Source organism: Streptomyces sp. LaBMicrA B280 (assembly GCF_049222185.1).
GTDB classification, from domain to species: Bacteria; Actinomycetota; Actinomycetes; order Streptomycetales; family Streptomycetaceae; genus Streptomyces; species Streptomyces murinus.
The window spans coordinates 1-17,723 of sequence record NZ_JBMJCT010000008.1; the positions used below are offsets into that span (position 1 = coordinate 1).

19 protein-coding genes, 5 tRNA genes and 1 pseudogene are annotated in these 17,723 nt (G+C 70.0%); 17 read left to right on the forward strand and 8 right to left on the reverse strand.

The genetic code is table 11. The features are described from left to right. On the reverse strand, positions 1-2,323 hold a 2,323-nt coding region (locus ACLF5H_RS07700), incomplete at its 3' end, for a nitrate- and nitrite sensing domain-containing protein (RefSeq protein ID WP_421675318.1). A 581-nt stretch (positions 2,324-2,904) separates the two neighbouring features. Here ACLF5H_RS07700 and ACLF5H_RS07705 point away from each other — a divergent pair. The 3 genes from ACLF5H_RS07705 to gltX all read left to right on the forward strand — a co-directional run bounded on the left by ACLF5H_RS07705 (position 2,905) and on the right by gltX (position 5,738). Further along, positions 2,905-3,099, forward strand: coding sequence for a hypothetical protein (locus tag ACLF5H_RS07705; RefSeq protein WP_421675319.1), 195 nt, complete (start codon positions 2,905-2,907; stop codon positions 3,097-3,099). A 367-nt stretch (positions 3,100-3,466) separates the two neighbouring features. Further along, positions 3,467-4,252, forward strand: a complete 786-nt coding sequence (locus ACLF5H_RS07710) for a fumarylacetoacetate hydrolase family protein (protein ID WP_421675320.1) — start codon at positions 3,467-3,469, stop codon at positions 4,250-4,252. After that, positions 4,236-5,738: a glutamate--tRNA ligase gene (gene gltX, locus ACLF5H_RS07715; RefSeq protein WP_421675321.1), complete on the forward strand. Its 1,503-nt coding sequence runs from the start codon at positions 4,236-4,238 to the stop codon at positions 5,736-5,738. The genes ACLF5H_RS07710 and gltX overlap by 17 nt, the downstream gene beginning before the upstream one ends. A 60-nt stretch (positions 5,739-5,798) precedes the next feature. Here gltX and ACLF5H_RS07720 read toward each other — a convergent pair whose 3' ends face one another. Next, positions 5,799-6,083, reverse strand: a complete 285-nt coding sequence (locus tag ACLF5H_RS07720; protein ID WP_086806473.1) for a type II toxin-antitoxin system RelE family toxin — start codon at positions 6,081-6,083, stop codon at positions 5,799-5,801. Positions 6,084-6,147: 64 nt separating this feature from the next. On the opposite strand from ACLF5H_RS07720, the pseudogene ACLF5H_RS07725 reads away from it, so the two are divergent. The 6 genes and pseudogenes from ACLF5H_RS07725 to ACLF5H_RS07750 form a co-directional block, all read left to right on the forward strand. Then, positions 6,148-6,519: pseudogene (locus ACLF5H_RS07725) on the forward strand (HAD family hydrolase); the annotation flags it as partial. Between the two features lie 91 nt (positions 6,520-6,610). Next, positions 6,611-6,682 (forward strand) — tRNA-Gln (locus tag ACLF5H_RS07730). Positions 6,683-6,703: 21 nt separating this feature from the next. Then, positions 6,704-6,776, forward strand: a tRNA-Glu gene (locus ACLF5H_RS07735). 29 nt (positions 6,777-6,805) lie between these two features. After that, positions 6,806-6,878 (forward strand) — tRNA-Glu (locus ACLF5H_RS07740). Between the two features lie 20 nt (positions 6,879-6,898). Beyond that, positions 6,899-6,970, forward strand: a tRNA-Gln gene (locus ACLF5H_RS07745). Between the two features lie 29 nt (positions 6,971-6,999). Further along, positions 7,000-7,072, forward strand: a tRNA-Glu gene (locus ACLF5H_RS07750). 54 nt (positions 7,073-7,126) lie between these two features. Here the strand turns inward: ACLF5H_RS07750 and ACLF5H_RS07755 are convergent. After that, positions 7,127-7,771: a MerR family transcriptional regulator gene (locus ACLF5H_RS07755; protein WP_421675322.1), complete on the reverse strand. Its 645-nt coding sequence runs from the start codon at positions 7,769-7,771 to the stop codon at positions 7,127-7,129. A gap of 58 nt (positions 7,772-7,829) precedes the next feature. Here ACLF5H_RS07755 and ACLF5H_RS07760 point away from each other — a divergent pair, with 58 nt between their 5' ends. Further along, positions 7,830-8,342 carry a DUF4188 domain-containing protein gene (locus tag ACLF5H_RS07760; protein ID WP_421675323.1) on the forward strand — a complete coding sequence of 171 codons (513 nt, stop codon included), beginning with the start codon at positions 7,830-7,832 and terminating at the stop codon, positions 8,340-8,342. Between the two features lie 63 nt (positions 8,343-8,405). Here the strand turns inward: ACLF5H_RS07760 and ndgR are convergent, their stop codons facing one another. Beyond that, positions 8,406-9,122 (reverse strand): IclR family transcriptional regulator NdgR, encoded by a 717-nt coding sequence (ndgR, locus tag ACLF5H_RS07765; RefSeq protein WP_037654641.1) that lies wholly within the window; start codon positions 9,120-9,122, stop codon positions 8,406-8,408. Positions 9,123-9,309: 187 nt separating this feature from the next. Between ndgR and leuC the strand changes: the two genes are divergently transcribed. The 4 genes from leuC (at position 9,310) to ACLF5H_RS07785 (ending at position 12,622) form a co-directional block, all read left to right on the forward strand. Then, positions 9,310-10,734: a 3-isopropylmalate dehydratase large subunit gene (leuC, locus tag ACLF5H_RS07770; RefSeq protein WP_421675324.1), complete on the forward strand. Its 1,425-nt coding sequence runs from the start codon at positions 9,310-9,312 to the stop codon at positions 10,732-10,734. 5 nt (positions 10,735-10,739) lie between these two features. Continuing rightward, positions 10,740-11,333 carry a 3-isopropylmalate dehydratase small subunit gene (gene leuD / locus ACLF5H_RS07775; protein WP_421675325.1) on the forward strand — a complete coding sequence of 198 codons (594 nt, stop codon included), beginning with the start codon at positions 10,740-10,742 and terminating at the stop codon, positions 11,331-11,333. 277 nt (positions 11,334-11,610) lie between these two features. Beyond that, positions 11,611-11,841 (forward strand): hypothetical protein, encoded by a 231-nt coding sequence (locus ACLF5H_RS07780; RefSeq protein WP_421675326.1) that lies wholly within the window; start codon positions 11,611-11,613, stop codon positions 11,839-11,841. Positions 11,842-11,977: 136 nt separating this feature from the next. Next, on the forward strand, positions 11,978-12,622 hold the full coding sequence (locus tag ACLF5H_RS07785) for an HU family DNA-binding protein (RefSeq protein ID WP_128791842.1): 645 nt from the start codon (positions 11,978-11,980) through the stop codon (positions 12,620-12,622). A gap of 73 nt (positions 12,623-12,695) precedes the next feature. On the opposite strand, the gene ACLF5H_RS07790 is transcribed toward ACLF5H_RS07785, so the two are convergent. Together ACLF5H_RS07790 and cofC are read right to left on the reverse strand one after the other, a co-directional pair. Further along, positions 12,696-12,899, reverse strand: coding sequence for a hypothetical protein (locus ACLF5H_RS07790; protein WP_421675327.1), 204 nt, complete (start codon positions 12,897-12,899; stop codon positions 12,696-12,698). Between the two features lie 39 nt (positions 12,900-12,938). After that, the gene (gene cofC, locus ACLF5H_RS07795; RefSeq protein ID WP_421675328.1) at positions 12,939-13,577 is read right to left on the reverse strand and encodes a 2-phospho-L-lactate guanylyltransferase; all 639 of its coding nucleotides are present in this window, start codon (positions 13,575-13,577) and stop codon (positions 12,939-12,941) included. A 209-nt stretch (positions 13,578-13,786) separates the two neighbouring features. On the opposite strand from cofC, the gene ACLF5H_RS07800 reads away from it, so the two are divergent. The 3 genes from ACLF5H_RS07800 (at position 13,787) to ACLF5H_RS07810 (ending at position 16,803) form a co-directional block, all read left to right on the forward strand. Next, a complete protein-coding gene (locus ACLF5H_RS07800) occupies positions 13,787-14,557 on the forward strand; it encodes a lysophospholipid acyltransferase family protein (protein ID WP_421675329.1) in 771 nt (256 codons plus the stop codon). Then, positions 14,554-15,564, forward strand: coding sequence for an NAD(P)H-dependent glycerol-3-phosphate dehydrogenase (locus tag ACLF5H_RS07805; protein ID WP_421675330.1), 1,011 nt, complete (start codon positions 14,554-14,556; stop codon positions 15,562-15,564). The genes ACLF5H_RS07800 and ACLF5H_RS07805 overlap by 4 nt, the downstream gene beginning before the upstream one ends. 81 nt (positions 15,565-15,645) lie before the next feature. After that, positions 15,646-16,803 (forward strand): D-alanine--D-alanine ligase family protein, encoded by a 1,158-nt coding sequence (locus ACLF5H_RS07810; RefSeq protein ID WP_421675331.1) that lies wholly within the window; start codon positions 15,646-15,648, stop codon positions 16,801-16,803. A gap of 16 nt (positions 16,804-16,819) precedes the next feature. On the opposite strand, the gene ACLF5H_RS07815 is transcribed toward ACLF5H_RS07810, so the two are convergent. Beyond that, positions 16,820-17,350 carry a DUF3515 domain-containing protein gene (locus ACLF5H_RS07815; protein WP_421675332.1) on the reverse strand — a complete coding sequence of 177 codons (531 nt, stop codon included), beginning with the start codon at positions 17,348-17,350 and terminating at the stop codon, positions 16,820-16,822. Positions 17,351-17,370: 20 nt separating this feature from the next. Then, complete coding sequence (locus tag ACLF5H_RS07820) at positions 17,371-17,604, reverse strand: Lrp/AsnC family transcriptional regulator (protein WP_037654619.1); 234 nt, start codon at positions 17,602-17,604, stop codon at positions 17,371-17,373. Positions 17,605-17,723 lie beyond the last annotated feature (119 nt).

Below are 17,723 nucleotides of genomic sequence, written 5' to 3' on the forward strand. Positions count from 1 at the left end.
ACGCTCTTCCGATCTCCGCACCGGCGGCGGCCTGCGCGGCGGCCGGACCGCCGACCGCGCCGGGACCGCCGGGCTTGCCGGGAGCCTTCTTGCCGCCCTGGGCGACGTCCACGGGCAGCATGACCAGCGCGGTCGTGCCACCGGAGTCGGACGGGCGCAGCTGGATGCGGATGCCGTGCCGCTGCGAGAGCCGGCCGACCACGAAGAGGCCCATGCGGCGGGAGACGGAGACGTCCACGGTGGGCGGCGAGGCCAGCCGCTCGTTGATCGCCGCGAGGTCCTCGGGGGAGAGGCCGATGCCGGTGTCGTGGATCTCGATCAGCACCCGCCCGTCGGGCAGCGCGTGACCGGTGACCTTGACCTTGGTCTGCGGGGAGGAGAACGAGGTGGCGTTCTCCAGCAGCTCGGCGAGCAGGTGCACGAGGTCGTTGACGACCCGTCCCGCGACCTCGGTCGTCGGCACGGAGGCCAGCTCGATGCGCTCGTACTGCTCCACCTCGGAGGCGGCGGCGCGGAGCACGTCGACCAGCGGCACCGGACGGGTCCAGCGGCGGCCCGGCTCCTCACCGGCGAGGACGAGGAGGTTCTCGCCGTTACGGCGCATACGGGTGGCGAGGTGGTCCAGCTTGAACAGCGAGGACAGCTGGTCCGGGTCGGCCTCGCGGGACTCCAGTTCGGAGATGAGCGACAGCTGGCGCTGGATCAGACCCTGGGAGCGGCGCGAGAGGTTGGTGAACATCGCGTTGACGTTGCCCCGCAGCAGGGCCTGCTCGGCGGCGAGCCGGACCGCCTCGCGGTGCACGTCGTCGAAGGCCGCGGCCACCTGGCCGATCTCGTCCCGGGAGTGCACACCGACCGACTCGACGGAGGTGTCCACGTCCTGCGGGTCGGACTCGGAGAGCTGCTTGACCAGCTCGGGCAGGCGTTCCTGGGCGACCGTGGTGGCGGTCTCCTGGAGCCGGCGCAGCGAGCGGATCATGGAGCGGGCCACGACGAACGCGCCGACCAGCGAGACACCGAGCACCAGCAGGATCAGCACACCGGAGATGATGGCGTCGCGCTGGGTGGCGCTCTTGAGCTCGCGCGCCTTCTGCTCCATGTCCTCGAGCAGCGTGTGCTCGATCTTCTTCATCTGCTCGATCTTGGTCGAGCTGTCGTCCACCCAGTCGCGGTAGGAGCGCGGGGGCAGGTCGGACAGGCCGCCGCGCTGCGCGAAGGCGCGCTTGGCGTAGGTGTCCGCGGACTCGATCGTCGGGTTGTTGCCGCCGTCGATCGGCTTGAGCAGCTCCTCCGCGTTCTGGCTCGCGTAGATCTTGCGGAAGATCGCCAGCTCGGAGTTCTCGCTCTCGTACGCCGACTCGCCGTACAGGCGGTCGTTCTCGGAGAGGTCGGCCTTGCTGGAGGTGGTCGAGGGCAGCGCCGCGGCGATGGTCGCGCGCTGCACGGACGCGTACTCCTTGGCGGTGGAGAACGCCGCCAGGGCGCGGGTGCGCGAGATCATCTCGGGGTTGCTGGACGCCTCGGCCATGTCCTGGGACAGGTCGATCAGCTGGGTGATCAGCCGGTGGTACGACTCGATGGTCTGGGTCGAGTTGCCCTTGGACTCATAGGCGGACCGGCGGATCTTCGCCAGGTCGTCCAGCTGGTTGGCGAGGCCGACGAGCGCGTCGCGCACGCCCTGGAGCTGGCCGTCCTTGCTGGCCTCGTCGATCTGCTCGGAGGCGTCGAGGAAGTTGGCGCGGGCCCGGTCGGTCTTCTGCTGGTAGCCCTTGACCGTGTAGTCGCTCGCGGTGAGCCCGTGCGACATGGGACCGGCGGACTGGTCGCGCTCCTCCTGGAGCGCGGCGGCCAGCTCGGTGGCCTGCTTGGTCATGTCGGTCAGCAGCTTCATGTTGTCGAGCTGCTGGATGTCGTTCAGGTTCTCGTTGATGCGCAGGGCGCCCAGCGAGGTCGCCGCGACCACGGGGAGCGCGAGCAGCGAGACCAGACGGGTCGAGATGCGCCAGTTGCGCAGTGCCAGGCGCGAGCCGGAACTGGCCGGCGCCGACGCCGGTTTCGGGGCCGGGGCGGGCTTGGCGGACGACGCGCCGCCCGCGGGCTTCGCGGAGCCCTTGCCGGAGGCGGAGCCGCCCTTGCCGGACGCGGAGCCCTTGGCGGCGGAGGCGGCCGCGCCGGGGCGTGCGCGGTCGGAGCCCTCACCGGGCGGGGTCGGGCCCGGGTTCTGGGCGTGCTGGGGAGAGGCGCTGCCCTTCATGGGGCCAGTCCCGTCGTGCGGCTCCGGCTCCGCCGAAGCGCTGCCATCCCTCTTGAAACGTCCCTGCACTAGCGTCGCAACCTCTGGACCAGGCGTCCCTCCGCGCGAGCGGCGGAACACGGTGTCGGCGTCGTGGAAGGCGCCCTGAAAACGCCCCCCGGTGGTCTTGAGTGACCGGCGCTGGTTCCCCCTTGTCTCGCCGCCACTCGGCGCTGCGTTGCGCCCTGCGCGCCGGGTCGATCCTGCGGCGGTCCGTGGAATTCCAGCACAGTGGCGGATCTCCAACAAGGGCCGCGTGCCGAGCTGTGACAACCGTGACAGGTTGTGCATGTCGGGTCACCAGTCGTGGAAGTCGATCTCATCCATAACGGACGTATCCCTGCGAGTCGCCGCTCGGTGGCACGTGTCCCAGTCGCCATGATCGGCAGCGGAATGAGGGCTTCCAGCACCCAATGTCCGTTTCGTTAGGGCGGGTTGTAGGCCGGAATTGACCTGTTTGTCCCCAGGTTGGTGAGCAAAATCACATAACCATCAGGGCTGGTTGGCGAGTTGGTCAGGGAATCGGATGTTTAGCCTGACGCTTTACTTGAGGGACGTATCTGTCACCCCGCACTGTCACCCGCCGACACAGGACTAGGACGCGTACAACCGTGAAGACGACGATGATGTTCCGCAACATAGCCAACCCGCGACGCACGACCCTGGTGCACCTCGACGACGCCGGTGAGCTGCAGACGCCCGCGCTGCCGGAGCAGTCCGTCGAACTCCCCGCCCAGACGGCCAACCCCCGGCGCACCATCCTGATGGACCTCCCCGAGGCCGCGGCGGTCACCGCCGGCGAGTGACCGCGGCGGCGACCGAGGCACCCCGGGCCGCGCTCGTCTTTTCGGCGGCCCCCGCGGCGGGCCGCACATGTTTTCCAGCGCATTCGCGCCGTGGCGTTTATCGGAGCCGAGGACGGTGGGTGCCGTAGCCTTCCCGGTCCCCGGCGCCCGACCGGAGCGGACGGCATCCCCGCAGGTCAGAGCCGCGAGGGACGTTCGATGTCCCTCCGGCGGCGCCCCCGAAATCACCGGAAACGGGAATTCCCCTTAAGCGCATTACCGCCCCGGGAAAACCCTTCGCCGCGCCCTCCCGTCCGAACATCGCGCCGCCCGACCGGTTAACCTTGGGCGTCAGTACGCCGGTTCTCAGTGAGGGGCGCAAGCACCCGTGCGCATCGCCAGGTTCTCCATCGACGGGAACGTAGCCTTCGGCGCGGTCGAGGGCGACAAGCAGGACGAACTCGTCCTCGACATCATCAAGGGCATCCCCTTCGCCGACCATGAGCTGTCCGGCACGAAGGTGCCGGTGAGCAAGGTCAGGCTGCTCCCCCCGGTCCTCCCCAACAAGGTCGTGGCCTTCGGCCGCAACTACGCGGAGCACGCTCGGGAGCTGGGCAACGAGGTCCCCGACGCCCCGTTCGCCTTCTTCAAGCCGTCCACCTCGGTGATCGGTCCCGGGGACGAGATCCGCTACCCCTCGTTCACCGAGGAGCTGCACCACGAGGCCGAGCTGGCCGTCGTCATCGGCCGCATGTGCCGCGAGGTGCCCCGGGAGCGCGTCAAGGACGTGATCTTCGGCTACACCTGCGCCAACGACATCACCGCCCGCGACGTCCAGCGCCGCGAGAAGCAGTGGGCCCGGGCCAAGGGCTTCGACAGCTCCTGCCCGCTCGGCCCCTGGGTGGAGACCGACATCGACCTCGCCCGGGCGGGCGACCTCACCGTGCAGCTCACCGTCAACGGCGAGCAGCGCCAGCTGGGCCGCACCAGCGAGATGATCCACCCCATCGAGGACCTGATAGTCAACATCACCGAGGCCATGACGCTGCTGCCCGGCGACGTCATCCTCACCGGCACCCCGGCAGGGGTCGGCCCCCTGAACGTCGGCGACGACGTCGCCGTCACCATCGAAGGCATCGGCACTCTCACCAACAAGGTTGTCAAGCGTGGCTAGCGCACCCGCCTCCCCCGTCTCTCCCGTCCGCGTCCGCTTCTGCCCCTCGCCCACCGGTAACCCTCATGTGGGCCTGGTCCGCACCGCCCTGTTCAACTGGGCGTTCGCCCGGCACCACCAGGGCACCCTGGTCTTCCGCATCGAGGACACCGACGCCGCCCGCGACTCCGAGGAGTCCTACGGCCAGCTGCTCGACGCGATGCGCTGGCTCGGCTTCGACTGGGACGAGGGCCCCGAGGTCGGCGGCCCGCACGCGCCGTACCGGCAGTCGCAGCGCATGGACATCTACGCCGACGTCGCGCGGAAGCTCCTGGACGGCGGGTACGCCTACCACTGCTACTGCTCCCAGGAGGAGCTGGACTCCCGCCGCGAGGCCGCCCGCGCCGCCGGCAAGCCCTCCGGCTACGACGGCCACTGCCGCGACCTGTCCGCCGAGCAGGTCGAGCGGTACCGGGCCGAGGGCCGGGAGCCGATCGTCCGGTTCCGGATGCCCGACGAGACGATCACCTTCGACGACCTGGTGCGCGGCGAGCTGACCTTCACCCCGGAGAACGTGCCGGACTACGGCATCGTCCGCGCCAACGGCGCCCCGCTGTACACGCTGGTCAACCCCGTCGACGACGCGCTGATGGACATCACGCACGTGCTGCGCGGCGAGGACCTGCTCTCCTCCACCCCGCGCCAGATCGCGCTGTACAAGGCGCTGACGGAGCTGGGCATCGCCAAGCGGACCCCGGCCTTCGGGCATCTGCCGTACGTGATGGGCGAGGGCAACAAGAAGCTCTCCAAGCGGGACCCGCAGGCCTCGCTGAACCTCTACCGCGAGCGCGGCTTCCTGCCCGAGGGCCTGCTCAACTACCTGTCCCTGCTGGGCTGGTCGCTCTCCGCGGACAAGGACATCTTCACGATCGAGGAGATGATCGCGGCCTTCGAGATCTCCGACGTGAACCCCAACCCGGCGCGCTTCGACCTGAAGAAGTGCGAGGCGATCAACGCCGACCACATCCGCCTGCTGGATGTGAAGGAGTTCACCGAGCGCTGCCGCACCTGGCTGAAGGCCCCGTTCGCGCCCTGGGCGCCGGAGGCGTTCGACGAGGCCAAGTGGGAGGCCGTCGCCCCGCACGCCCAGACCCGTCTGAAGGTGCTCTCCGAGATCACCGAGAACGTCGACTTCCTGTTCCTGCCGGAGCCGGTCTTCGACGAGGCGTCCTGGACCAAGGCGATGAAGGAGGGCAGCGACGCCCTGCTGCGCACGGCCCGCGAGAAGCTGGAGTCGGCGGACTGGACGTCGCCCGAGTCCCTCAAGGAGGCCGTCCTGGCCGCCGGCGAGGCCCACGGCCTCAAGCTCGGCAAGGCGCAGGCCCCGGTGCGCGTCGCCGTCACCGGCCGCACCGTCGGCCTCCCGCTCTTCGAGTCCCTCGAGGTCCTGGGCAAGGAGACGACCCTGGCCCGCATCGACGCGGCCCTGACGAGGCTCACCGCGTAGGGCTCACCGCACGCCGAAGGGGCGGCATCCGGAACTCCGGGTGCCGCCCCTGTCACATGGTCACTGCGCGTCGGCCTCGTCGACCAGGTAGGCGCTCTCGTCGAAGATCTCCAGCACGACGATGACCATGATCGCGCCGGCCACCATGTACTCCAGCACCACGCCCGGGGCCACGTACGCCTTGCGCAGGTGCTCGTCCGGGCCGAGCTGGGCGGTCGAGGTCTTGCGGAACGGATCGCGGGCCAGTATCCGCAGGGCCTTGTCCAGCTGCGCCTGGCGCGAGCCGGGCAGGGAGTCATAGGCCGAGCGGGCCTCGACGGTGAACTGGATTCGGTACTCGCTCATGGCTCCACGCTACGGCATCCGTATGGCACGGAACGGGGAACGGTTCATGCCGAGGGCAGCGCTGCACGCGGTCCTGTCGAACTCCAGCATCACCGTCCAGGAGCACAAGCTGCGCGCCCTCGGCCTGCTGGACCGCTTCGAGGCCGTGCTGTGCGCCGCCGAACTGGGCGTCTCCAAGCCGCGGCCCGGCGCCTTCCTGGCCGCCTGCGAGGCGCTGGGCCTCGCCCCGCACGAGGTGGCGTACGTCGGCGACCATCCGGAGATCGACGGGCGGGGCGCCGCCGAGGCCGGGCTGCTGTCCGTGTGGATCGACCGCGCCGCGACGCCCGCGCGGGACGCCGGTGACGTCGTCGTGCACCGCATCGCCGGCCTGTCCGAACTCCCCGCGCTGCTCCGCTCGGATACTCGTTTTGGAGCCCCGTCCACCTTCGGGTAATGTTCTTCCTGCGCCGAGGGGAACGGGCCGAAAGGGCCGGAACTCCGAGGAGCAAACTAGAACAAGAACCCCGCAGGGGGTTGAGTTCCAGTGGCCTATGGTGTAATTGGCAGCACGACTGATTCTGGTTCAGTTAGTCTTGGTTCGAGTCCAGGTAGGCCAGCTCGCAGAGCTTATCTGCAAAGCCCCCGTTGTGTAGCGGCCTAGCACGCTGCCCTCTCAAGGCAGTAGCGCCGGTTCGAATCCGGTCGGGGGTACTGATCCTGATCTTGTCGGGATCGCTAGGGCCCCCGTTGTGTAGCGGCCTAGCACGCCGCCCTCTCAAGGCGGTAGCGCCGGTTCGAATCCGGTCGGGGGTACGACTGGTCTAAACCATCATTGGTCTATGGTGTAATTGGCAGCACGACTGATTCTGGTTCAGTTAGTCTTGGTTCGAGTCCAGGTAGACCAGCTCGGACCTGCGGAAACGCAGCGTCCAAGGCCCCCGTTGTGTAGCGGCCTAGCACGCCGCCCTCTCAAGGCGGTAGCGCCGGTTCGAATCCGGTCGGGGGTACAGAATGAAGGCCCTTCGCTTCGGCGGAGGGCCTTCGCCGTTCTCCGGTCCCGCTCACTCGAAGCCGTACCGCCGCGTCGTCTCCTCCTCCTGCGCCAGCCGGTGCAGCGCCCGCAGCACCGGCTCGTTCAGGATCGCCCCGAGGATCGCGAACTCGACCCGCTCCGCCCCCGGCGGCAGCGTCTCCATGTTGTCCAGGTCGAGTACGGCCGTGCGGTGCATCAACTCCGCGTACGGCGCGAGCTGTTCGGCCCCCCAGTCGTAACCGAGCCGGCGGAACGCGGCCACCGTCACCACCAGCGAGCGGTACGCGGGGGAGAGGGTCGCGAGGCACCTGGCGTTGTCCCAGCCGAGCCGGTCCACGAGCGCCGCGACCTCCTCGTGCGCGGCCCGTACGTACGCGTCGTCCTCGTCCGGCTCCGGCACCTGCGGCAGCGCCCACAGCGCGGCGCCCAGCCGGATCGTGCTGCCCAGGGACTCGTCGTCCACATGCCCGAGCACCTCGCGCACCTTCGCCACCGGCAGCCGCCCGACCTGGATCATCGCCCGCACCAGCCGCAGTCGGCGCAGATGCTCCTCGTCGTACTCCGCCGTGGTCGCGTTCAGCTGCCGGCCCGGTGGCAACAGGCCCTCGCGCAGGTAGTACTTGATCGTCGCGGTGGAGACCCCGCTGCGTCTGCTCAGTTCGGCCAGCCGCATCTCTTGCGCCCCTTCTTGGATAAGAGCACTATCCAAACACGCGATGAAGGGGGAGGCCATGGTGTCCCGTACGACCGCCGACGCGCAGGGCGATGTCGTCGTCCTGCTGATAGGGATGCGCATCAACCGCTTCTGGGCGGTGCATCTGTGGGTGCCGGTGATGCTCGCGATGCTCCGCATGCTGCGGGAGCTGGCGAAGGACCCGGAGCGAGGACTGCTGGAGAAGGTGCTGCTCACGGCGTCGCCGCGGACGTACTACGTCGTGCAGTACTGGGAGTCCAAGGAGAAGCTGTACGCCTACGCCACGGCGCCCGACGCCTTCCATCACGAGGTGTGGGCGAGGCTGAACCGCAAGGAGCGGGCGGGCGAGCTGCGGGGCGAGGTCGGGATCTGGCACGAGGCGTACGTGGTGCCGGAGGGGTCGTACGAGGCGATCTACGCGGACATGCCGGCGTTCGGGCTGGCGGGGGCGCACGGTCAGGTGCCGCTCGCCGCGCGCGGGCGTTACGCGAAGGACCGGTTCGCCCATCGGACGGCGCGGCCCGCGGAATCCGCGGACCAGAGCGCCTGACACCGGCTGCCGTGCCCCGCGTGGGTCCGCCGCGGCGTTGAGGCGGACCCGTGCGGAGAACACTCAGCCCGTGCGGCGCAGGGCCTCCGAGAGGCGGGTCGCGGCGTCGATGACGGCTTGGGCGTGCATCCGGCCCGGGTGGCGGGTCAGCCGCTCGATCGGGCCCGAGACGGAGACGGCGGCGACCACGCGGTTGGAGGGTCCGCGCACCGGGGCCGAGACGGACGCGACGCCCGGCTCGCGCTCGCCGATGGACTGCGCCCAGCCGCGGCGCCGCACGCCCGACAGGGCCGTCGCCGTGAAGCGGGCGCCCTGCAGACCGCGGTGCAGCCGCTCGGGCTCCTCCCAGGCCATCAGGATCTGCGCCGAGGAACCGGCCTTCATCGTGAGCGTGGAACCGACCGGGACGGTGTCCCGCAGTCCGGACAGCCGTTCCGCCGCGGCCACGCAGATCCGCATGTCACCCTGGCGGCGATAGAGCTGCGCGCTCTCGCCGGTGACATCGCGGAGGTGGGTGAGCACGGGGCCCGCCGTCGCCAGCAGGCGGTCCTCGCCCGCCGCCGCCGCGAGCTCCGCGAGGCGCGGTCCGAGGATGAACCGGCCCTGCATGTCGCGTGCCACCATGCGGTGGTGTTCCAGGGCCACGGCCAGGCGGTGGGCCGTGGGTCGTGCCAGTCCGGTGGCTCCGACCAGACCCGCGAGGGTGGCCGGACCGGACTCCAGAGCGCTCAGGACGAGGGCCGCCTTGTCCAGAACGCCGACGCCGCTACTGTTGTCCATGCAACGATACTCACGTCTCACTCTGTGAAACGCAAGTTCAATTTTCCGCGGAACGCGCCACTCTGGATGAACACGGCGGTCCGTCCCTCGGCGGACCCGGCGGCGGACGCCCGGAAACAGGGGTGCGGGCGCCGCCCTCAAGATCTCTAGTTGGGCCGGCGCGAGCGTGCCGGCCGGAGGGAAAGCGATGGGTAGGACACTCGCGGAAAAGGTCTGGGACGACCACGTCGTCCGGCGCGCCCAGGGCGAGCCCGACCTCCTCTACATCGATCTGCACCTGCTGCACGAGGTGACCAGCCCGCAGGCCTTCGACGGGCTGCGCCAGAACGGCCGCCAGGTGCGCCGCCTCGACCTCACCATCGCGACCGAGGACCACAACACCCCCACCCTCGACATCGACAAGCCCATCGCCGACCCGGTCTCGCGCGCCCAGCTGGAGACGCTGCGCAAGAACTGCGCCGAGTTCGGGGTGCGGCTGCACCCGCTGGGCGACGTCGAGCAGGGCGTCGTGCACGTGGTCGGCCCCCAGCTGGGCCTGACCCAGCCCGGTACGACCGTGGTGTGCGGCGACTCCCACACCTCCACGCACGGCGCGTTCGGCGCGCTGGCGTTCGGCATCGGCACCTCCCAGGTCGAGCATGTGCTGGCCACCCAGACGCTGCCGTTGGCCCGCCCGAAGACCATGGCGATCACCGTGGAGGGCGAACTGCCCGAGGGTGTCAGCGCCAAGGACCTGATCCTGGCGATCATCGCGCGGATCGGCACCGGCGGCGGCCAGGGCTACATCCTGGAGTACCGCGGCTCCGCCATCGAGAAGCTCTCGATGGAGGCCCGGATGACCATCTGCAACATGTCGATCGAGGCCGGCGCCCGCGCGGGCATGATCGCCCCGGACGAGACCACCTTCGCGTACCTCAAGGGCCGCCCGCACGCCCCCGAGGGCGCCGAATGGGACGCGGCCGTCGCGCACTGGAAGACGCTGCGCACGGACGACGACGCGGAATTCGACGCCGAGGTCGTCATCGACGCCGCCGCGCTGTCCCCGTTCGTCACCTGGGGCACCAACCCCGGCCAGGGCGCGCCGCTTTCGGCGGACGTCCCCGATCCGGCTTCGTACGAAGACGCATCGGAGCGCCTGGCCGCCGAAAAGGCCCTGGAATACATGGGGTTGGCGGCCGGAGCGCCGCTGCGCTCCATCAAGGTGGACACCGTCTTCGTAGGCTCGTGCACCAACGGCCGGATCGAGGACCTGCGCAATGTCGCCGAGATCCTGAAGGACCGCAAAGTCGCCGACGGCGTACGGATGCTGGTCGTGCCGGGCTCCGCGCGGGTCGGCCTCCAGGCGGCGGCCGAGGGTCTGGACGTGGTCTTCAAGGAGGCCGGTGCCGAGTGGCGGTACGCGGGCTGCTCGATGTGCCTGGGCATGAACCCGGACCAGCTGGCCCCGGGGGAGCGCTCCGCGTCCACCTCCAACCGCAACTTCGAGGGCCGGCAGGGCAAGGGCGGTCGTACCCATCTGGTGTCGCCGCAGGTCGCGGCGGCCACCGCCGTCCTGGGCCACCTGGCCTCCCCGGCCGACCTGACCGACGACCGCACGCCCGCTGGAGTCTGAGAACGATGGAAGCCTTCACCACCCACACCGGCCGGGCCGTCCCGCTGCGCCGCGGCAACGTCGACACCGACCAGATCATCCCCGCCCACTGGCTCAAGAAGGTGACCCGGGACGGGTTCGAGGACGGGCTCTTCGAGGCCTGGCGCAAGGACCCCGAGTTCGTCCTCAACCGCCCGGAGCGGCAGGGCGCCACCGTGCTGGTCGCCGGACCCGACTTCGGCACCGGCTCCTCCCGTGAGCACGCCGTCTGGGCGCTCCAGAACTACGGCTTCAAGGCCGTGATCTCCTCCCGCTTCGCGGACATCTTCCGTGGTAACTCGCTGAAGAACGGCCTGCTCACCGTGGTTCTGGAGCAGAAGACCGTGGACGCGCTGTGGGAGCTGACCGAGGCCGACCCGACGACCGAGATCACGGTGGACCTGGAAGCGCGCGAGGTGCGCGCCGAGGGCGTCACCGCCTCCTTCGAACTGGACGAGAACTCCCGCTGGCGGCTGCTGAACGGCCTGGACGACATCTCCATCACCCTCCGGAACGAGGCCGACATCGCCGCGTACGAGCAGCGGCGGCCCGCCCACAAGCCGCAGACCCTCCAGGGCTGACCCGGTAGCCTGTCCCGGATCCCCGTGAGGGTCGGGTTTCGGCCACCCAACGAACCCGTCTGTACCCCCGATCGCCCCGATCGGGGGTACAGGCATGTCGGGGCCCGTACAGACCCTCCCGGCTCAGGGGATTCTCTCAACTCGGCGTGTTATGAAGGGCGTTGGAAGGGTAGATGGGGCAGAGGATCGCGCCGTCCGCAAGGGCCTGGAAGGCCATTTGTGGCGGGAGTTGCCCCCTGGGCAGGCGACAACTCGCCCCAGATGGCACAATCTGTGCATGGGACACGACGGCCAACTCCAGCTCTATGCGGCGGTCGCGAACCAACTCAAGGAAGCGCACGCAAGAGTGCGCTCACTGCAAGTCCCGGAGGGCGTACGGATGGCGCTGACCCGGAAGCTGCTGGTCATTACGGCCGCGGCCAAGCACGATCTCGCCGGTGCGGCAAGGCGGCTTGAGCGGTTCAACGCGGACCTCGACGAGGGTCGGATCCCCGACGAGGACCGCTGAACAGCCCGAGAACGCCGAGTCCGTTGCGGCACAAGGGTGATAAGCCCGTTTCGTGTTTGATTTGCGGTATATATCTGCCTAACGTGCGAAAAAGCTTGAACACATTCGTTCTGGCGATGTCTCCGAAGGGGAAGACGTGAACAAGGCGCAGCTCGTAGAAACGATTGCCGAGAAGGTTGGCGGCCGCCAGCAGGCGGCGGAAGCCGTCGATCATGTTCTGGACGCCATCGTCCGCGCGGTCGTCGCGGGCGAGCGGGTCTCGGTCACCGGATTCGGGTCCTTCGAGAAGGTGGACCGCCCCGCCCGGTACGCCCGTAACCCCCAGACGGGCGAGCGGGTTCGGGTCAAGAAGACCTCCGTGCCGCGCTTCCGCGCCGGTCAGGGCTTCAAGGACCTGGTGAGCGGCTCGAAGAAGCTCCCGCGCGGTGGCGAGGTCTCGGTGAAGAAGGCGCCCAAGGGCAGCCTGACCGGGGGCGCCGCGGCGACGGTCAAGAAGGCCGCCGCGAAGAAGACCGCCAAGGCGGCGGCGAAGAAGACCACCGCCAAGAAGACGACGGCGAAGAAGACCACGGCCGCGGCGGCGAAGAAGACCACCGCGAAGAAGGCGACCGCCAAGAAGACCACGGCGACGGCCAAGACCGCGGCGGCGAAGAAGACCACCGCCAAGAAGGCCACCGCGAAGAAGGCCCCGGCGAAGAAGGTCACCGCGAAGAAGGCGCCGGCCAGGAAGTCGACGGCCCGCAAGACCACCGCGAAGAAGGCCACCGCGCGCAAGGCGTAGGTCGTCGATCAGGGCACTCACGCGCCGGGCCGGACTCCCGCCGGAGTCCGGCCCGCGGCGTGCGCAAGGGGAGTTACAGGGTCTGGAGCGTGACGAGGGTGATCCGCAGGGACCCCTCGGCCCCCTCCGTCTCGATCCGCACGCGCTGCCCGGGCCGCAGCAGCCGCAGGCCGCCGCGGTCGAACGCGGCGCCGTCGAAGGGCACGGGGGTGCCGTCGTCGAGCAGCACCTGCCCGCTCCGGGTCTCGCTGTCGTACGTGTACGCGGTGGCCTGCATGGCATTCAGGGTAGTGCCCGTGACCGTCCGGCCGCCCTCTCAGACGCCGGGTACCGGCAGATCCGCGCACGCCGCGGTCGTATACGGTCCGACCCCCAGCGCCAGCGCCGCCCGCAGGTCGTCCCCCGTGTCCACGTCCTGCCGTACCGAATCCACGCCCCCCAGCAGAAGTTCCTCCGCGCCGGAGGCCCGGTGCCGCGCCCGCGACCCCGCCCCGAAGCCCGGCCGCAAATCACGGCCCGCACCGGCCGCCAGCAATGTCGTACCGACCCCCGCCGCGTCCGCGAGAAAAGCCCTCGGGAATTCCGCGGCGGCGCACAGCACCTGTTCCAGCTCGGCCGCCCGCAACGCCGGCAGATCGGCGTTCAGCGCGGCCACGGCGGCCCCCGGGCGCGTCAGCCGTATCGCCCCCGCCCCGTGCGCCAGCGCCGCGTTCAGGCCGCGCGCCGGGGTGTCCGGGACGATCCGCGCGCCCAGCGCGGACAGTGCGCGCCCGGCGCGTCGATCGTCCGTGACGACCACCACATCCCTGACCGCGCGGCACGCGAGGCCCGTGGCCACCGTGTCCTGCGCGAACGCGAGGACCAGCCCCGGGCGCACCCCGTCCGCCACGGTGTCCGCGAGCCTGCTCTTGGCCCGGGACAGGGGCTTCAGGGGGATGACCAACGTCCACTGCACCGGCGTACCGCCCCTCATCTCGTCGCGATCATTGTCACCGCAGCCGCCGGCCTGGGGCGTGTCGGGAGGCGCGCGAAGCTCCTTGGAAGGGCGGGGGCGGGTGACGGGCGGGCGTACGGTGTTCTCGACAGACCGGCGCTCCGGGGCGACACTTGTGCGGCCCCCGCCGGGGTCAGTCCCCCGAGGGTCCCCTAGAGGAAGGTGTCCTTGTGCCCCGCCGCAGAATCGGCTTCTGGTACCGCTTCGCCGCGGTGATCTGCAAACCACCGCTGGTGGTTCTGATCAAGCGGGACTGGCGTGGAATGGAGCACATTCCGGCCGAGGGCGGATTTATCACCGTGGTGAACCACAATTCCCACGTGGACCCCTTCGCATACGCGCACTATCAGTACAACACCGGACGGGTTCCGCGATTCCTCGCGAAGAGCGGCCTTTTCAAGAAGGGAATCGTGGGCGCCGCGATGCGCGGCACCGGACAGATTCCCGTCTACCGCGAGTCCACGGACGCGCTGAGCGCCTTCCGTGCCGCGATCGACGCCGTGGAGCGCGGTGAATGCGTCGCCTTCTACCCCGAGGGCACCCTGACCCGCGACCCCGACGGCTGGCCCATGACCGGCAAGACCGGTGCCGCCCGCGTCGCCCTGCAGACCAAGTGCCCGGTGATCCCGGTCGCCCAGTGGGGCGCCAATGAACTGCTCCCGGCATATGCGAAGAAGCCGAACCTCTTCCCGCGCAAGACCCACCATGTGCTGGCGGGCCCGCCCGTGGACCTGTCGCGCTTCTACGACAAGGAGCTGACCCCGGACCTCCAGAAGGAGGCCACCGAGGTCATCATGGCGGCGATCACCCGCCTCCTGGAGGAGATCCGCGGCGAGAAGGCGCCCGAGACGCCGTACGACCCGCGCCGTGAGCGGATCGAGCAGCGGCGCCGTACACGGGCGCAGAACCAGGTCAGGGAAGCGGAGGAGCAGGGCAAGTGAGCAAGGCGGTCAAGGCGGCGGTCTTCAGCGCCGGTTCATGGGGCACGGCGTTCGGCATGGTCCTCGCGGACACCGGCTGCGAGGTCACCCTGTGGGCCCGTCGCGCCGAGGTCGCGGACGCGATCAACACGACCCGTATCAACCCCGACTATCTGCCGGGCGTCGAACTCCCGGAGAACCTGCGGGCGACCACCGACCCCGCCGAGGCGGCGGCGGACGCGGACTTCACGGTCCTGTCCGTCCCCTCCCAGACCCTGCGCCAGAACCTCGCCGAGTGGCTTCCGCTGCTCGCCCCGGACACCGTGCTGGTCTCCCTGATGAAGGGCGTCGAACTCGGCTCCGCGATGCGGATGAGCGAGGTCATCGCGGACGTCGCCAAGGTCGGCCCGGAGCGCGTCGCCGTCGTCACCGGTCCCAACCTGGCCCGCGAGGTCGCCGCCCGGATGCCCGCCGCCGCCGTGGTGGCCTGCGCCGACGAGGCCGTGGCCCGGCGGCTCCAGGCGGCCTGCCACACGCCGTACTTCCGGCCGTACACCGAGACCGACGTGGTCGGCTGCGAGCTGGGCGGCGCGGTGAAGAACGTCATCGGGCTCGCCGTCGGCATCGCGGACGGCATGGGGCTCGGCGACAACGCGAAGGGCTCGCTGATCACCCGGGGTCTCGCGGAGACCGCGCGGCTCGGTGTCGTGCTCGGCGCCGACCCGCTGACCTTCTCCGGACTCGCCGGTCTCGGCGACCTGGTGGCCACCTGCTCCTCGCCGCTGTCGCGCAACCACACCTTCGGCACCAACCTCGGCAAGGGCATGACCCTGGAGGAGACCATCGCGGTCACCCGGCAGACCGCGGAGGGCGTCAAGTCCTGTGAGTCCGTGCTGGATCTGGCCCGCAGGCACGGCGTCGACATGCCGATCGCGGAGACGGTCGTCGGCATCGTGCACGAGGGCAAGCCGCCGGTCGTCGCGCTCAAGGAGCTGATGTCGCGCAGCGCGAAGCCTGAACGACGCTGAGCGAAACCGCCCGTTTTTGTGCGTTCAGGGGCGGAGCCGACGCTGTATCCGGGCTCTACCAACGGGTACTCTCAACGCGATATGAGCACCGAGAACCTTCCCCAGAGCCCTGAGCAGCCGTCGCGCAAGCCCCGCGTGGCCGTCGTGTTCGGTGGCCGCAGCTCCGAACACGGGATCTCCGTGGTCACCGCCGGCGCCGTACTCAAGGCCATCGACCGGACGAAGTACGACGTCCTGCCGATCGGCATCACCCGGGACGGCCGCTGGGCGCTGACGGCCGACGAGCCGGAGCGGATGGCCATCACCGACCGCGCCCTGCCCGCCGTCGAGGACCTGGCGGAGTCGCACGAGGGCGATGTGGTGCTCCCCGTGGCCCCCGCCAACCGCGAGGTCGTCTACAGCGAGCCCGGCTCCGTGCCCAAGGCGCTCGGCGAGGTCGACGTCGTCTTCCCGGTGCTGCACGGCCCCTACGGCGAGGACGGCACCCTCCAGGGCCTGCTGGAGCTGTCCGGAGTGCCGTACGTGGGCGCGGGCGTGCTCGCCTCGGCCGTCGGCCAGGACAAGGAGTACATGAAGCGGGTCTTCACCTCCTTCGGGCTCAAGGTCGGCCCGTACGTGGTGATCCGCCCCCGCGAGTGGCAGCAGGACGAGGCCGCCGCGCGCAAGAAGATCGTGGACTTCGCCGGTGAGCACGGCTGGCCGCTGTTCGTGAAGCCCGCGCGGGCCGGCTCCTCCATCGGCATCACCAAGGTCGACGACCTCTCCGGCCTGGACGAGGCGATCGCGGAGGCGCAGTCGCACGACCCGAAGATCCTGGTCGAGGCGGCGATCTCCGGCCGTGAGATCGAGTGCGGTGTCCTGGAGTTCGAGGACGGTCCCCGGGCCTCGCTCCCGGCGGAGATCCCGCCGCCGGACGCGCACGCCTACTACGACTTCGAGGCCAAGTACATCGACTCCACGCCCGGCATCGTCCCGGCGCCGCTCACCGAGGAGGAGACCGCGGAGATCCGGCGGCTCGCGGTGGACGCGTTCGAGGCGGCGTCCTGCGAGGGCCTGGTGCGCGCGGACTTCTTCCTCACCGAGGACGGGGAGTTCGTGATCAACGAGATCAACACGCTGCCCGGGTTCACCCCGATCTCGATGTACCCGCAGATGTGGCAGGCGACCGGGGTCAGCTACCCCGAGCTGATCGACCTGCTGGTACAGGCCGCGCTGCGCAGGTCCACCGGACTGCGCTGAGCGACCGAGCGAGCGGCTAGCCGCGCATGGAGGCCATCCCCGTGGGGATGGCCTTCTTCACGGCCGCGGCCAGATCCTCCAGCACCTGGGTGCTGTCGTCCGGCCCGGACAGCTTCTTCGGCAGGGTCACCTGGACATACGCCTTGCGGCCCGCCGTCGTGAAGCGCCAGGTGCCGTCGCCCTGCTTCTCCATCAGCCAGTCCACGCCGTTGACCCCGCCCGCGATCGCGTCGGGGTCCTGGCCCTGGGCCACCTTGGGGTCGATCATCTTCGGCGGCCGGACGATCCCGCAGCGCAGTATGATCGCCGGGTTTCCCCAGCCCGCCGTGTAGACGGACCGGGGCTCGGGGTCGGCGCGCCGCTGCCCGTCCACCTCGGTGGGCAGCACCGGGTGCAGGCCCCGGCACAGCGGAGCGGTCTTCGCGTCGGGACGGGGAACCGCGACCGTGGCGCTGTCGTCCGCGGCGCAGCCCGCGACCGCGAGCAGCACGAGCGGCGCGGACAGGGCGGCGAGCAGGACGGGGGGCCGGTGCCGGAAGAGGTTCACCGGCCAAGCGTAGACGGGGGCTACAGATGCACGACCGGGCAGGTCAGGGTGCGGGTGATGCCGTCCACTTGCTGGACCTTGGCGACCACCATGCGACCGAGTTCGTCGACGGTTTCGGACTGGGCGCGCACGATGACGTCGTACGGACCCGTGACGTCCTCGGCCTGGATCACTCCAGGGATCTTGCTGATGGTCTCGGCGACGGTCGACGCTTTGCCGACCTCCGTCTGGATCAGGATGTACGCCTGTACCACGGAACCTCCAGGGCGGCCACGAGGATCATGTGGGGAAAAGGAACGCCACGGTATCGCGTCGCCGCTCCTCGCGGGGAGACCTGCGGGAACCGGGCTTGCGCGCCAGGGTGCAGGCACGA